Below are 14,565 nucleotides of genomic sequence, written 5' to 3'. Positions count from 1 at the left end.
GCCCTCGACGAGGCGGCCGGCCGGGGCCGGGCCCTGGGCGTCTGCGGCGGCGACGGGACGGTGAACCTGGCGGCCTCCGTGGCCGCGACGCACGGGATGCCGCTGGCGGTCTTCCCCGGCGGCACGCTCAATCATTTCGCCTACGACCTGGGCATCGAGACCGTCCACGACACCGCCGCCGCCCTCACCGCGGGCGACGCCATCCGGGTGGACCTCGGCCGCTTCCGACCGGGGCCCGAGGGCGCGGACGGGGCGGACGGCTATTTCCTCAACGCCTTCTCGCTGGGCGTCTATCCGGACCTGGTGCGCACCCGGGAACACTGGTCGCCGCGGATCGGCGGCTGGCCCGCGGGCGTGCTCGCGGCGTTCCACGTGCTGCGCGGCCAGCGACCGCTGGAGGCCGAACTTCAGGGCCGCAGGCGTCCGTTGTGGCTGGTCTTCGTCGGCAACGGGCTCTTCCGGCGGGTGGGCCCCGCCCCGGGCCGCCGCCACAACCTGGCGGACGGGCTGCTGGACGTCCGGGTGGTCCACGGCGGGCGCGGCCCCGCGCTGCGCCTGCTGGCGGCGGCGGTGGCGGGACCGCTGACCCGCTCCCCCGCCCATGCCGCCGTCCGCCGGCGCCGGGTGCGGATCGGCGGCCTCGCGCCGGGGACTCCGTACGCGTACGACGGTGAAGTCGCCCACTCCGGAACGGAACTGATGATCGACAAGCTCCCGGAGGCTCTGACGGTCTACTGCCCGATGCCGGTCTGAGGGCACCGGGCAGCACGCCCCGCCCCGGCACGTCCGCATGATAAGACGCCCATCTCATCATTCGACATCGCGGCGTACGGTGGTCCTGTCGCCGTGCCCATCGGCGACGGACCGGGGAGAGGACGCACCGCCATGCCGAAGGAGACCGCCGTGTACACGCACGGCCACCACGAGTCGGTCCTGCGCTCGCACCGCTGGCGGACCGCCGCCAACTCGGCGGCCTACCTCCTCGACGAACTCAGCCCCGGCCTGACCGTGCTGGACGTCGGCTGCGGCCCCGGGACCATCACCGCCGACCTGGCCGCGCTCGTCGCGCCGGGCCGGGTCACCGCGGTGGACACCACCGCCGACATTCTCGGCCAGGCCGCCGCGGTGGCGGCCGAACGAGGCCTGGAGAACGTCGAGTTCGCGGTGGCCGATGTCCACGCCCTGGATTTCCCCGACGACTCCTTCGACGTGGTCCACGCCCACCAGGTGCTCCAGCACGTGGGCGACCCGGTCCAGGCGCTGCGCGAGATGCGGCGCGTCTGCCGCCCCGGCGGCGTGGTCGCGGCCCGGGACAGCGACTACGCGGCGATGACCTGGTATCCGGAGGCCCCCGGCCTCGGCACATGGCAGGAGGTGTACGGGCGGGTGGCGCGCGGCAACGGCGGCGAGCCCGACGCCGGCCGCAGGCTGCTGTCCTGGGCGCGGAAGGCCGGGTTCACCGACATCACCCCGACCGCGGCCGCCTGGTGTTTCGCCACCCCGGAGAGCCGCGCCTGGTGGAGCGGCCTGTGGGCGGACCGTACGACGGACTCGGTCTATGCCGAGCTGGCCGTACGGGGCGGCCACGCGAGCCCCGAGCAGCTCACGGCCATCGCCGGGGCGTGGCGCTCCTGGGGCGAGGAGGGCGACGGCTGGTTCATGGTCCCCCACGGTGAGGTGCTGTGCCGGGCGTGAGGTGAAGTGTGCCGGGTCTGCGGTGAAGTGTGCCGGGGGTGCGAGGTGAAGTGGGCTTCCGGCGCGCCCGGAACCGATCACACCGGTCGCGGCCGCCAACTACCCTCGTACCCATGGAGATCCTCGGAACCACGCTGCGTATCTGCGTCGACGACCTGGAGGCCGCGGTGGCCTTCTACGAGGGGCTGACGGGCACGTCGGCCCTGCGCTTCGAGCGCGGTGGGGTGTCGGTGGCCGCGATCGGCTGTTTCCTGTTGATGAGCGGGCCGGAGTCGGAGCTGGAGGTACTGCGCAAGGTGGGTGCGACCATCGCCGTCAAGGACGTCGACGAGGCGAGCGCGGCGCTGACCCGGGCGGGCGCGCGGGTCATCGCGGGACCGGTCCCGACCCCGGCGGGCCGCAACCTCATCGCGCTGCACCCGGACGGCTCGGTCTTCGAGTACGTGGACCGCAACGTCACCGTCTGACCGAGCCGCCCGGGCGCGTTGTTCACGGCCCCGGCGGGCTCATCCGGAAGTCGTAGGCGTCCGGCAGCGGTTCGTCGCTGACGGACGCCCACAACTCTCCGAGGATTCCGGCCCCTTCGCGCAGGTCGGCGACCTCGAATCCGGCGTCGAAGACCGCGCGGGCCGACCCGGTGTCGCCCTCGGCTACCAGCGTCCGGGCCAGCAGCAGCCGGAAGCGTCCGCGCTCCCGGATCGCCTCCGGCAGCCCGGCCAGCAGTGCCCGGGCCGCGTCGGGCCGGCCGGCGGACAGCTGGGCCTCCACGGTCTCGCGGGCCAGGGCGACGAGGAGGGCGCCGCTCTCCGCCGACGCGGTGGGGTCCGTCGTGCCCGAAGTGGCGAGGTCTGCGAAGGCCTCGGCGTACAACTCGGCTGCGTGGTCCGGCCGGCCGTTCTCCTCGGCGGCGACGGCGAGGCAGCGCAGCAGCGGCCAGCGCGGTGCGGGGCCGCACTCCAGTCCGCGTTCCCAGCTGCGGACGGCCTGGGCCCGGTCGTCGGCGTGCCACTGCGCGATGCCGAGGTGGTACTCGGTGTGCGGGCCGGCGTCGGCGGTCTCCAGCATGTCGCGCCAGGGCCGTGACACCGGTGTCGGGCCGGGCGGTTCCTCCGGGGAGGGCTTCGGCAGGGTGCCGTGTTCCAGCAGTTCCACCCAGGGGGCCTGCTGCTCGCCGAGCGTGGCGAGGAAGAACGGCGTGCCGGGCAGCCGGTGGCCGCCCCGCAGCACCTCCAGCGCGCCCCAGCCGGAGCCGGTGGCGAGCACCTCGCCCGGTTCGGTGTCGGCGTGCGGCAGCCACGCCGCGTACGCCGCCGCCACCTCCTCGCGGGGGAGCGCCTCCTCCAGCCGGGCGGCGGCCTCCCCGGTGGCGGCGGCCCAGTCCCGGCCGTGCACGGCGGCCGGGTCGGCGGACAGCGGACCGTAGGACTCCAGCCAGCTGAACGCGGCGCCCGGTTCGAGGGGAACATGCTCCAGCTGCGTGCGGGCGAGGCCCGCCTGGATCTCGGCGTAGCCGCCGCCCTCGGGTCCGCTCAGCCACTCCTGCCAGCGGCGGCCTCCCCTGCCGTGGCCCCAGCAAAACAGCTTGCGGCCGCGCAGCAGGTCGGTGGAGGTCTGGGCGAGGCCGTGGCCGTCCGCGTCGAGCGCGGCGATCCAGCGGCGGGCGTCGTCGGGCAGCTCGTAGAAGTGGTCGGCCGGGTACTCCGAGCGCAGCGGGTAGGTGTGGTCGAGGCCGCCCGCCGCCGGGACGCCGACCCGGGTGAGGGCGTGGTCGTAGCCGAAGTGCCAGGCCTCGTCGGCCGGGACCAGGACGCGGGTGCCCGGGGTCTCCGGGACGGCGATGTTGGACCACCAGTAGACCGGCGCGGGCTGCTCGTGCGGGTTGCGTATCCGTACGCCGACGTGCAGGAAGTCGGAGTCGTCGGGGAGCCAGAGGTCCACCTGGAAGGGCAGGTCGCGCAACCGCTCCCACTCCCAGAGCCGGACCATCGTCCCGCCGTCGGGGGCGGGCACGAGCGCGGCGTGCAGGGGTGCGCAGGTCAGGGTGGTGTGGCCGGTGGCGCCGATGTTCCACTCGATCCCGCCGGCGAACCAGGCCCCGTTGAGGGCGAAGGCGGCGGGCTGGAGGACCGGGTTGCGGTGCAGCAGTTCACGGCCGGTGGGTTTGTGGTGCAGGGAGTGGATCCGGCCGCCGAGCCCGGGGAGCACGGTGACGCGCAGCCGGTCGTTCTCGATGACGACGGCGTCGAGGTCGGTGGGGGTGCGCTCGCGCCCGTAGCCGTCGAGGAGCCGGGTGGGCAGGAGGGTGCGCAGCGGTTGGTGGCCCAGTTGCCGGGCCATGTCGCGGGGCAGGCCGGCCCGTTCGCGGGGGTCGAGGACGGGCGGCGGGGCGGGCGTCCGCAGCGGCGGGAGCGGGTTCTCCGGCCCGAGCGGCGCTGCGGGCAGGTTCAGTACGGCACGTCGTACGGTCGTGGCCAAGGCACCCTCGTTCCCTCGCGGCGGGCCGCCACAGGTCCGGGCGCCCCCGGTGACCATGGAACACTCCGGTGGCCGCGCGGGGCCAGAGTCCGTCGGCCGCATTTCCCGGGCGGGGTCACCCCTCACGCGCCCGCGAGCGCCCCGACGACGAGGTCGGCGAGCAGCGCGCCCGCGGTGCCGTCCGGGTCGAGGTCCGGGTCGTAGATGGTGACGTTGAGCCCGACGCAGCGCGCGGAGGAGACCAACGTGCGCAGCAGCGGGGCGAGTTCGTGCGGGAGGAGGCCACCGTCGTCCGGGCTGTCGACGGCGGGCATGACACTCGGGTCGAGGACGTCGGCGTCCAGGTGGACCCAGTAGCCGTCGAGGGCGGGGGTCTCAAGGCTCTCCACGGCGGCCCGCGCGAGATCGGCCGCGCCCCACTCGCGGATCTGGCCTACGGTGGCGTTGGGGATCTTGAGTGCGGCCAGTTCGGCCTGGTCCTCGTCCTCGTCCCGCATGCCGAAGAGGCGTACGTCCTCGTCCCTGAGGTAGGGGCCGAGTCCTTCGAGGTCGCTGAGGTCCGCCTGCCCCCGGCCGGTGGCGATGGCCAGCTCCTCGCCGCCCGCCGCGCCGACCCCGTCGCTGTTGCCGGTGTGCCGGAAGTCGGCGGATCCGTCGACGGCGGCGAGCCCGTACCGGCCGATGCGGCGCAGGGCGAGCGCGGCGCCGAGCTGGATGGAGCAGTCGCCGCCGAGGACCAGGGCGAACTCACCGGCCCGTACGTGTCCTTCGATGCGGTCGGCGAGGGTGCGGGTGTACCGGGCGATGGCGGCGGCGTTGAACACCCCGTCGCCCTTCTGCCAGTCGCCCCGGTCGTAGCGGGGCGGGACGACGACACCGCCTTCGAGTGCGCCGAGGCGCGCCACGATCCGTTGCTCGCGCAGCGCGCCGGCGAGCTTGTAGCAGCCCGGGACGGTGCCGGGGGCCGGGGGCCGCAGCCCGAGGTTGGAAGGGGCGTCGAGGACCACGATCGTACGCATGCGGCCCATCCTCGCCGCACCGGCCCGGGGCCCTCAAGCGGATTCGCGGGAGTCCGTGGAGCCGGGGTGCGGTCCCCCGTCACTTGCCCCGGCGACGGAACAGATAGCCGCCGCAGCCGGGCCCGATGACGAACATGGCCAGCAGCGCGAACCAGAGGGGCATCGTCACCTCGGGGATCAGCACCCGGATGGTGACCTTGTTCGTGTTCACGCAGATGAACACGATGACGAGCGCGACGAGCACACCGACCACGATGCGCCCCGGAGTGAGCCACCCCTTGGCGCCTCCGCTGTCGCTCGACACGTCCTTGGGGCTCATGGTCCGACCCTTTCGCTCGTTCCCCGCCCGTCCGGCCCGCCGTCCTGCGAGCGACCGCCCCCGGAGTCCAGCATGTCCGGCTGCCGGGTCCGGGGGCGGTGCTGTACGGCCGTTCGGGTGAACGCGGGGCCCGCCGGGGTGTCAGCCGGCCGGGACCACCGGGAGCTCCAGTACGCCGGTGTCCTCGGGGGCGCTCACGACGGTGACGGGCTTGATGCCCCGGTTGCCGAAGTACGCGGTGTCGCTGGCGGCGATCACGAACTCCAGGCGGTGCCCCTTCTCGTACCGGTGGACGATGCCTGGCAGCTCGACCGTGAAGGGCCGGGTGACGTCGGGAACCCGGACCGGGGAGACGAGCCGGTTCACCAGCTTCCTGCCGCCGTCGGGTGCGACGTCGTAGACCTTGGCGAAGAGGACGAGCTTGTCGGAGGCGTCGCCGCTGTTCTGGACCCGTTCCGTCTTCGGCGAGACGACCTTCAGGGTGGCCTTCGGCGCACCGACGACGTCGAGGGGTGCGGTGAGGGGTTCGCTGCGCCAACCGAGGTAGGTGCCCTTCGTGTCGTACGGCTTCGGGTCGGGCAGTCCGATCAGCGGGGCGATGGAGCTCTCGGAGTGACTGGTGGGCACGAGCCAGTTGGTGTACTGGCGGCTGCCGCGCACCACCTTGGAGCGGTTGTCGACGAGTTTGCCGTCGCCGGAGAGGTACAGGGACCGCGAGAGCGCGGGGACGTCGTCGGCGGTGCCGTAGCCGCTCCGCCAGTCGCGGTAGTAGGAGAAGGCGGGTCCGGTGTCGGCGTCCGTCTTCTTCCGGAGGTAGCGGTCGAACCAGGCGAGCACCCGCTGTCCGACGTGGCTGGTCTCCAGATTTCCCTGGCTCAGGTCGAGTTCGCCGGGGACCTGGCCGCCGCTGTGTCCCCAGGACTGCCAGATCATCTTCGTCTCGGTGCCCTGCGCCTTGAGCGTCCGGTAGGTGGCGGTGGCCTCGTTGAGGTTGAAGAGGCTGTCGGCCTGGCCCTGGACGATGAGGGTGGGGGCCTTGACCCGGTCGAGGTAGGAGACGGGCGAGACGCTGCGGGCGTAAGCGAGCATCTCCTCGGTCCTGTCGGCCGGGTAACGGCCGGAGTTGAGCAGCCGGACGGTCTCGCAGGCGCGGGTGGCGAAGTGCAGGCAGTCCAGCCGGTTGATACGCGAGGGGTCCAGGCTCGGATTGAGGAGCGGCTGGCCTTCGCCGATCAGGTAGAACCCGTTGGCCCACTGCCACTTGAAGACGCCGGGGGTGTCGGAGGTGACGCCGGTGCGCGCCCCGGTGTTGTTGGGGGCGAGCGCGTAGCCGAGGTCGTTCCAGGTGATCAGCGGGACGAGGGCGTCGACGCGGGGGTCGACGGCGGCGGTCGCCAGCTGGATCGCGCCGCCGTAGGAGCCGCCGATCATGCCGACGCGCGGGTCACCGTCGGCGTCCTGGGTGACGTAGTCGGCCTTGGTTCCGTCGTCGGCCGCGCGAACTCCTCCGAGGAAGTCGAGGAGTTGGCTCGCCGCCTTGCCGTCGACGGCGGGGTCGTCGAGGGTGATCAGGCAGCCGGACTTGCCGAAGCCGAGGCCGGAGTAGACGAGCCCGACGTAGCCGCGTTCGGCGAAGGCCTTGCCGATGGTGTCGGTGGAGCCGTCCAACTTGCTGCCGCCGAAGCCGTTGGTGGCGAGGACGGCGGGGGCCGGGTGGTCGGCGTCGGCCCCGGCGGGCCGGTAGAGATCGGCGTCCACCGTGCAGGTGCGGTCGCCCGCATCGACGGTGAACGTCAGCGGGGTGACGGTGTACGGGTCGGCGGCGGCATGGGCCGGGCCGGCGAGGACGAGGGGGGCGACGAGGGCCGCCCCGGCGACCGCCACGAGCGGGCCGCGCACTCTGGAAACAGCACCTGACACGAAGACCTCCACACCGAGGACACCTTACCGACCGGTAAGTATTGGGCCGAGCTCATGCTGTGACACGGGTCATAGCTGTGTCAACGCATCGGTCAGCGGTTCTTGACGGATGTTCACGTTCCCCGCGCGCATGCACACACCTCCGCACCCGCACGGCCAGCGGCGCGGGCGCGAAGACGCGAAGAGATGAGAGGGAGAGGACGGGGGAAAGGGGCGGGGGAGCGAGGAGGGGTCGGCCGAGGAGGCTAGAGCAGGGCGGGAGCCTCGACGGTGAGCGTGCAACGCCCGCCGTCCGCCGGCGCGTCGAGCACCGCGGGCACGCCCAGGGGGATCGTCAGCGCGGTCGTGCCGTGCCCGAAGCCCAGCTCCTCGACCACGGGTATGCCCAGCGGGCCGAGCCGGTCGGCGAGCACGGCGCGGATCTTCTCGTACGGCCCGCACTCCCGCCAGGAACCGCAGGCCACCCCGGCGACCCCGTCCAGGGCCCCGGACCGCAGGAGCCGGGTGAGGATGCCGTCGAGCCGGTAGGGCTCCTCCCCGGTGTCCTCGATCACCAGCAGGCCGCCGCGGGCGCCGGTCCGGCCGCCCGGGGTGCCGAGGTCGGCGGCGAGCAGGCTGACGCATCCGCCGTACAGAAGGCCCCGGGCCCGGCCGGGGACCAGCGCCGCGGCCGACTCCAGGCCGAGGGTGCGCACGGTCTCGGGTTCGAAGAGTGTGGCGCGCAGGTGCTCACGGGTCGCCGCGTCCTTGAGGAAGGTCTCGGTGGCGGCCATCGGCCCGTGCAGGGTGGCGAACCCGGCCCGCAGGGCGAACGCCTCGTGCAGCACGGTGATGTCGCTGTAGCCGACGAACGCTTTGGGCCCGGCGGCCCGGATCGCCGCCCAGTCGACCAGGTCGACCATCCGGTGCGCGCCGTATCCGCCCCGGGCGCACAGCACGGCCTCCATGGACGGGTCGCACCACGCGGCCCGGAGGTCCTCCGCACGGCCCCGATCCGACCCGGCGAGGTAGTCCAACTCGGGGTGCTCGGAGCGGACATGGGGGCCCACGACGGGTTCGAGGCCCCAGCCGCGCAGGACGGCGAGACCCTCCTCCAGCCGGTCGGCCGGGACGGGTCCGCTGGGCGCGACGACGGCGACCCGGGAGCCGGGGCGCAGCCGGCGCGGCCGGGTCAGGGAGACCGCCGGTCCGTGGTCCTGGGGTGTCACGTGGTCAGCTCCAGGGGCGGCACGTCGGGCCGGTCGATACCGAAGGTCCGGGCGTAGAGGGCTAGTTCGGCCTCCAGCGCGCGGACCAGTGTCTCCGCGCGCCGGAATCCGTGACTCTCCCCCGCGAAGGCGATGTAGGCGTGGGCGACGCCCCGGTCGGCGACGGCGGCGAGGAACCGCTCGCTCTGGGCGGGCGGACAGATCACGTCGTCCAGGCCCTGGAGCAGCAGGAACGGGGTGTTCAGCCGGTCGGTGCGGTTGATCGGGGAACGCTCCCGGTAGCGTTCGGGCACCTCCGCGAACGGGCCGACCAGGGACTCCAGGTACTGCGACTCGAAGTCGTGGGTCTCGTCCGTCGCCCATCCTTCGAGGTCCAGGATGGGGTAGAGGATCGTCCCGCAGGCGTACAGATCGGTGCTGGTCAGCGAGGCGGCGGCGGTCCAGCCGCCCGCGCTGCCGCCCCGGATGGCGAGCTTGTCCGGGTCGGCGGCGCCCTCCTGGACCAGGGCCGAGGCCACGGCCGCGCAGTCCGCCACGTCGACCACGCCCCACTGGCCGCGCAGGAGTTCGCGGTAGGCGCGGCCGTAACCGGTGGAGCCTCCGTAGTTGACCTCGGCGACGCCGATGCCGCGCGAGGTGAAGTAGGCGATCTCCAGGTCGAGGACGAGCGGGGCGTGGCCGGTGGGGCCGCCGTGCGCCCAGACGACGTACGGGGGCCTCTCGCCCTCGGGGCCGGTGCGTTCGGGGCTGCGCGGCGGGTAGATGTGGGCGTGGATCTCGCGGCCGTCGGGGCCGGTGAAGACGCGGTCATCGGGCACCGGGTAGTACGCCGGGTCGACCGCGTCGCGGTGGGGTGTGCCGAGGGTGCGGGTGTGCCCGGTCGCGGTGTCCAGTTCGACGATCTCGGGGCCGGTGCGGGGGCCGGCCCCGACGCCGACGACCCGGCTGCCGTGCACGGCCAGCGTGTCGGACCAGGCGGTCCACGGGCCCGGTACGTCGGCGAGTTCGCCGGTCTCCGGGTCGAGGATGCCGAGCCGCATGCCGCCCTTGCCGTGCAGGACGGCGATCAGCCCGTTGTCCAGCGGGTGGAACCAGCGCAGCCCGATCTTCCACAGCGGTCCGCCGAACTCCTCGCCCCGGGGCGGCAACAGGCGGCTGGTGGGGACCACGCCGCCGGCGACGGCGTCGGGGCGGATGCGCTGGAGCTCCCACCAGTCGGCGAGGTCGGAGACGAACAGGAGGCTGCCGTCACGGTCCCACTCCACCTGGCAGACCGATTCGCCGAGGTCGCCGACGAGAGGCCGGACGCCGGTGAATTCGCCCGCTTCGGTGATGTCGGCCAGCATGACCACCGTGCTGTCCCACGGCATCCGGGGGTGGTCCCAGGCGATCCAGGCCGCCCGCCGCCCGTCGTGGGAGACCTTGGGGCCGGTGACGAACCGGTGCCGGTCGTCGGAGAGTTCACGGACCGCCGCCCGGTCGTCGGCCGCCGATCCGTCGAGCGGCACGGCGGCGACGACGCGCCGTACGTCGGTGGGGGCGGATCCGGTGAACTCCTCCAGGACGCACCACACTTCGCCCGCCGTCCCCTGCCCCGGGCGCACCTGCGGGTCCACCCAGCGCAGCCCGCCGCCGACGTCCGAGACCGGGGTGAGCGGCCATGGTCCGTCCGGGCCGTCCGGGGCGTAGGCGTACAGCCGCTGGTCGGTGAAGTGGACGAACACCACGAGGAGTTCGCCGTCCTCGCGCACGGTTCCGGCCCAGGGCTGCCCGCCGTACTCGATCACCCGGCTGCGGGCGTTCCAGGGGGCGGGCAGCGCGGGTGCGGTGGTGCCGTCGACGCGGCGGCGCATCAGGGCGCGGCGGCCGCCCTCGGCGGGGCGCGGCTCGGTCCACCAGATCTCGTCCCCGACGGTGCCGAGGTGGTCGGGCCGGCCGTCGTGCGAGGCGGCGAGGGCCGCGTCGATCGGCGACGGCCAGGTGCCGTACGGAGCTGCTGCGGGCACGGTGTTCACGTAGGTCGGTCCCCCCGGGGCGCGGATCGGTCGGCAGGCGGTCAGGCGGTCAGGCGGTGCGCAGGTAGTGGTCCAGGACGCGGACGCCGAAGTGGAGGGCGTCGACGGGGACGCGCTCGTCGACCCCGTGGAAGAGCCGCTGGTAGTCGAAGCCGACGGGCAGCTTCAGCGGGGTGAAACCGTAGCCGGTGATGCCGAGGCGGGAGAACTGCTTGGCGTCGGTGCCGCCCGACATGCAGTACGGGACGGTGTGCGCGTCCGGGTCGAACCGCTCGACGGCGGCGCGCAGCTTGGCGTACGTCGGGGAGTCGACCGGGGCCGTCAGGGCCGTCTCGCGGTGGTAGAACTCCCAGTCGACGAGCGGTCCGGTGAGCCGGTCCAGGGTGGCGTGGAACTCGTCGTCGCCGCCGGGGACCGTACGGCCGTCGATGAAGGCGGCGGCGTGGCCGGGGATGACGTTGACCTTGTAACCGGCGTCCAGCATCGTCGGGTTGCTGCTGTTGCGGACGGTGTTCTCGACGAGGGTGGCGGCCGGTCCGAGCTTGCCGAGGAGCTGGGCGACGTCGAAGGCCGGGTCCTCCAGGTCGGCGGTGATGCCGTGCAGGGCGGCGATCTCGGTGATCGCGGCCCGGACGGTCGGGGTGAGGCGGATGGGCCACTCGTGTTCGCCGATCCGGGCGACGGCGGCGGCGAGCGCGCTCACCGCGTTCTCCCGGTTGGCCTTGGAACCGTGCCCGGCCCGGCCCTCGGCGGTCAGCTTCAGCCAGCCGGTGCCGCGCTCGCCCGCCGCGATCGGGTACAGCGAGAGGCCGTCGCCCGCGTGGAAGGTGAAGGCCCCGGACTCGCTGATGCCCTCGGTGCAGCCCTCGAAGAGGTCGGCGTGCTGCTCGGCGAGGAAGCCGGAGCCGTCGGCGGCGCTGTCCTCCTCGTCGGCGGTGTAGGCGATGACGATGTCGCGCGCGGGGCGGAACCCCTCGCGGGCCCAGCCGCGTACGACGGAGAGGACCATCGCGTCCATGTTCTTCATGTCGACGGCGCCCCTCCCCCATACGACCCCGTCGCGGACCTCGCCGGAGAAGGGGTGCACGGTCCAGTCGGCGGGCTCGGCGGGCACCACGTCGAGGTGGCCGTGGACGAGCAGCGCGTCGGCCGAGGGGTCGGTGCCGGGGATTCGGGCGACCACGTTGGTCCGGCCGGGGGTGCGCTCCAGCAGTGTCGGTTCGATTCCGGCGTCGGCGAGCCGCTGGGCGACGTACTCGGCGGCCGGGCGTTCCCGGCAGTCGCCGCCGCCCCGGTTGGTGGTGTCGATGCGGATGAGTTCGGAGGTGAACGTCACCACTTCGTCGAGGGCCTGCCGGTCGACGGGTCCGAGCAGGTCGGGGGCCTCAGCCATACTGTTCCTCCACGGCGGCCGACACGATCGTCGTCACCGCCTTGAACGTGCGAATTCCTTCGTACATCGTCGCGCTGGTGTACGCGACGCGCCTCTCGCCGCTCGGCGCCACGCCGGGGACGACGGTGGCGGCGGCCGCCAGATGTTCGGCGTCGAACTCCAGCTCCACGGTGAACGTCTTCCCGGTGACGGGCTCCCGCCGGCCCGCGAGCACGGTGGCCGCTTTCGCCGCCGCCCTGATGTCGGCGGCGGTACGGGCCGGGGTGCGGCACACCGCCGCGTACCGGGAGACGTAGTCCTTGACGGCGACCTTACGGGCGTCGGGGGCGTACCCATCGGCGTCCACGCAGGTCAGGTCGTCGCCGGTGACGAGGACGACGGGCACCCCGTATTCCGCGGCGACGTGCGCGTTGAGCAGACCCTCACTGGCACGGACGCCGTTGAGCCAGACACCGGTGATGGAGTTCGCGAGGTAGGTGTGGGCGAGGACGCCCTCCGTGCCGGCCCCGGTGTGATAGCCGACGAAGGCCACCGCGTCCACGTCGCCGTGCTGGATGCCCTCCACCATGGACAGCGACTTGTGCTTGCCGGTCAGCATCTGAACACGTTCGTCCATGTGCTCCAGCAGCAGGTTGCGCATGGACCAGTGGGCCTCGTTGACCAGGACCTCGTCGGCGCCGCCGTCCAGGAAGCCGAGCGCCGCCGCGTTCACGTCCGAGGTGAACATCGACCGGCAGCGCTCCCACTGCGGAGTCCCCGGCAGCACGTCGGCCGGCCAGGTGACTCCGGTGGCGCCTTCCATGTCGGCGCTGATGAGGATCTTCATGCCGCCACACCGTACGCCCCGTGAGCGGCGCGGGCCAGGGAGGATCGGCGCGCCAGAGGTTCAGTCCGCTGGAGAGGACGAGCCTCCCACTGCCCTGCCCTATGGCTCCGCCTCGGGCCGTGCCGCGATACTGCGGGACCACCCGGTGAAACGAAAGGGATTCGTGTGACCCACCAACTCCCCGCGACGGCCCGGCTCGGTCTCGGCGGCATGGCGCTCCTGCTCGTCCTGGCGGGCTCCGCCCTGCCCGCCGCCGCGACCCCCGCGGACAGCACCCGCACCCCCACCGCGGCGACCGTCGAGGAGCAGCGCCTCGACCGGGCCGCCCCGCAGGAGATCCTGCGGCGCAGCGGATTCGACGCCCTCGCCCCGCGCTTCGAACGAGCCCTGCAAGGCTCGCGGAGCTACGCGCAGGCCGAGCGAACGGTGACCCGCCACGCCTCGGCGCTGTGGCGGCGCGCCGTGGACCGCGCCCAGGGACGTGGCCCCGCCACGGGCGACCTGAGCCGGGGCGACGACCGCCCGCTCTACTGGGCCCGGCTCGCGCTCAGCCGCGAACTGCGCGCGTGGACGCCTCGGTTCGACCTCGACGACGAGCGGCGCGGGGCCCTGCACACCGCCCTGGAGACCGCATCGCGCGGGCAGTCGGACATTCGCCACCCAGGTCACCGGACGAAGCGGGTCCTGGTCACCGGCTTCGACCCGTTCACGCTGGACCGGGACGTCCGGATCGGCAACCCGTCGGGGGCGAGCGCGCTCGCCCTGGACGGCACCCTGGTGCAGACGCCCGATGGGCCGGCCCGGATCGAGACCGTCGTCTTCCCGGTGCGCTGGGCGGACTTCGCCGAGGGAGCCGTCGAGCGGGCCCTGGCCCGTCAGCTGCCGCGTCTGGACCTGTTCACCACCGTCAGCCAGGGCCGCCAGGGCCGCTTCGACGTGGAGCGCACCAACGGGGCCTGGCGCGGCGGCTTCGCCGACAACGAGAACGCCTCCAGCACCGGGCTCGTCCCCGTCACCGACCCGGGCACCCAGCCGCAGTGGACCTCCACCACCCTCCCGTACCGGCAGCTCACCGAGGCGGACACGGGCCGGTTCCCGGTGTACGACAACACCGAGGTCACCGAGATCCCGGCGGGCGGCACCCAACCGGTGACCCGGCCCGACGGCCCCACCCCGGGCTCGGCGGCGCGGGCCGGAGGCGGCGGCGACTACCTCTCCAACGAGATCGCCTACCGGGTCACCCTGCTGCGCGACCGGCTGGGGCTGCCGGACCTGCCGGGCGGCCATCTCCACACCCCGGTCCTCCAGTTCGGCGCGGCGAACACGGACCCGCAGACCGGCACGGTCACCGACGCGGAGTTCGAGCGCAACCGCGCCGACATCGTGGACCAGGTGAGGGAGCTGGTGAGGACGGCGGTGAGCGCAGCCGACTGAGCGACGCGACGGCGAGCCGCGCGTCGGCGTCCGGGCGCGCCGGCTCGTGGGCATGTGCCGCGGCCCGACCCGCCGGGGCGAACACTATGAACGCAATGTGCGCGGGGCTTCTCCCCCGGGTGCGGCGCTTTTTAGCATCCCGGCATCCCGGCGCACCCCGTGCCGGGGCAGAACGCCAGGAGCCGCCCCCGTGAAATCCCCCCACGCGCCCGTACGCGCCCTACCGCTGTACCGCCGCCTCCGGCTGCGCTCCGCCGTACC

At 73.5% G+C, this 14,565-nt stretch carries 12 protein-coding genes; 4 read left to right on the top strand and 8 right to left on the bottom strand.

The features are described 5' to 3' along the window. The 3 genes from ACFWM7_RS25550 to ACFWM7_RS25540 all read left to right on the top strand — a co-directional run. The coding region (locus ACFWM7_RS25550; protein ID WP_383264427.1) for a diacylglycerol/lipid kinase family protein at window positions 1–753 on the top strand (753 nt) is incomplete at its 5' end. Window positions 754–885: 132 nt separating this feature from the next. Next, window positions 886–1,695 carry a methyltransferase domain-containing protein gene (locus ACFWM7_RS25545; RefSeq protein WP_383264424.1) on the top strand — a complete coding sequence of 270 codons (810 nt, stop codon included), beginning with the start codon at window positions 886–888 and terminating at the stop codon, window positions 1,693–1,695. 113 nt (window positions 1,696–1,808) lie between these two features. Continuing rightward, a complete protein-coding gene (locus tag ACFWM7_RS25540; protein ID WP_205081691.1) occupies window positions 1,809–2,162 on the top strand; it encodes a VOC family protein in 354 nt (117 codons plus the stop codon). Between the two features lie 22 nt (window positions 2,163–2,184). Here the strand turns inward: ACFWM7_RS25540 and ACFWM7_RS25535 are convergent, their stop codons facing one another. The 8 genes from ACFWM7_RS25535 to ACFWM7_RS25500 form a co-directional block, all read right to left on the bottom strand. Next, complete coding sequence (locus tag ACFWM7_RS25535) at window positions 2,185–4,170, bottom strand: DUF5107 domain-containing protein (protein WP_383264421.1); 1,986 nt, start codon at window positions 4,168–4,170, stop codon at window positions 2,185–2,187. Window positions 4,171–4,292: 122 nt separating this feature from the next. Continuing rightward, entirely contained in the window at window positions 4,293–5,189 is an 897-nt protein-coding gene (locus ACFWM7_RS25530; protein ID WP_383264418.1) for an arginase family protein, read from the bottom strand. 79 nt (window positions 5,190–5,268) lie between these two features. Next, window positions 5,269–5,508 carry a DUF1049 domain-containing protein gene (locus tag ACFWM7_RS25525; RefSeq protein ID WP_383264415.1) on the bottom strand — a complete coding sequence of 80 codons (240 nt, stop codon included), beginning with the start codon at window positions 5,506–5,508 and terminating at the stop codon, window positions 5,269–5,271. Window positions 5,509–5,649: 141 nt separating this feature from the next. Next, window positions 5,650–7,407, bottom strand: a complete 1,758-nt coding sequence (locus ACFWM7_RS25520) for a CocE/NonD family hydrolase (protein WP_383264412.1) — start codon at window positions 7,405–7,407, stop codon at window positions 5,650–5,652. A gap of 266 nt (window positions 7,408–7,673) precedes the next feature. Further along, the gene (locus ACFWM7_RS25515; RefSeq protein WP_383264409.1) at window positions 7,674–8,636 is read right to left on the bottom strand and encodes an LD-carboxypeptidase; all 963 of its coding nucleotides are present in this window, start codon (window positions 8,634–8,636) and stop codon (window positions 7,674–7,676) included. Next, window positions 8,633–10,651 carry a S9 family peptidase gene (locus ACFWM7_RS25510; RefSeq protein ID WP_383264407.1) on the bottom strand — a complete coding sequence of 673 codons (2,019 nt, stop codon included), beginning with the start codon at window positions 10,649–10,651 and terminating at the stop codon, window positions 8,633–8,635. Before ACFWM7_RS25510 ends, ACFWM7_RS25515 begins: the two co-directional genes overlap by 4 nt. A gap of 49 nt (window positions 10,652–10,700) precedes the next feature. Then, complete coding sequence (locus ACFWM7_RS25505; RefSeq protein WP_383264404.1) at window positions 10,701–12,044, bottom strand: M20/M25/M40 family metallo-hydrolase; 1,344 nt, start codon at window positions 12,042–12,044, stop codon at window positions 10,701–10,703. Next, the gene (locus ACFWM7_RS25500) at window positions 12,037–12,870 is read right to left on the bottom strand and encodes a M55 family metallopeptidase (RefSeq protein ID WP_383264401.1); all 834 of its coding nucleotides are present in this window, start codon (window positions 12,868–12,870) and stop codon (window positions 12,037–12,039) included. Before ACFWM7_RS25500 ends, ACFWM7_RS25505 begins: the two co-directional genes overlap by 8 nt. A 165-nt stretch (window positions 12,871–13,035) precedes the next feature. Here ACFWM7_RS25500 and ACFWM7_RS25495 point away from each other — a divergent pair, with 165 nt between their 5' ends. Next, window positions 13,036–14,304, top strand: a complete 1,269-nt coding sequence (locus tag ACFWM7_RS25495) for a pyroglutamyl peptidase (RefSeq protein WP_383264399.1) — start codon at window positions 13,036–13,038, stop codon at window positions 14,302–14,304. The last annotated feature ends 261 nt before the right edge of the window (window positions 14,305–14,565 follow it).

This window comes from Streptomyces sp. NPDC058375 (assembly GCF_042723425.1).
GTDB lineage: Bacteria > Actinomycetota > Actinomycetes > Streptomycetales > Streptomycetaceae > Streptomyces > Streptomyces durocortorensis.
The sequence above is the reverse complement of the archived record's forward strand: the minus strand, read 5'-3'. Positions and strand labels throughout refer to the sequence as shown.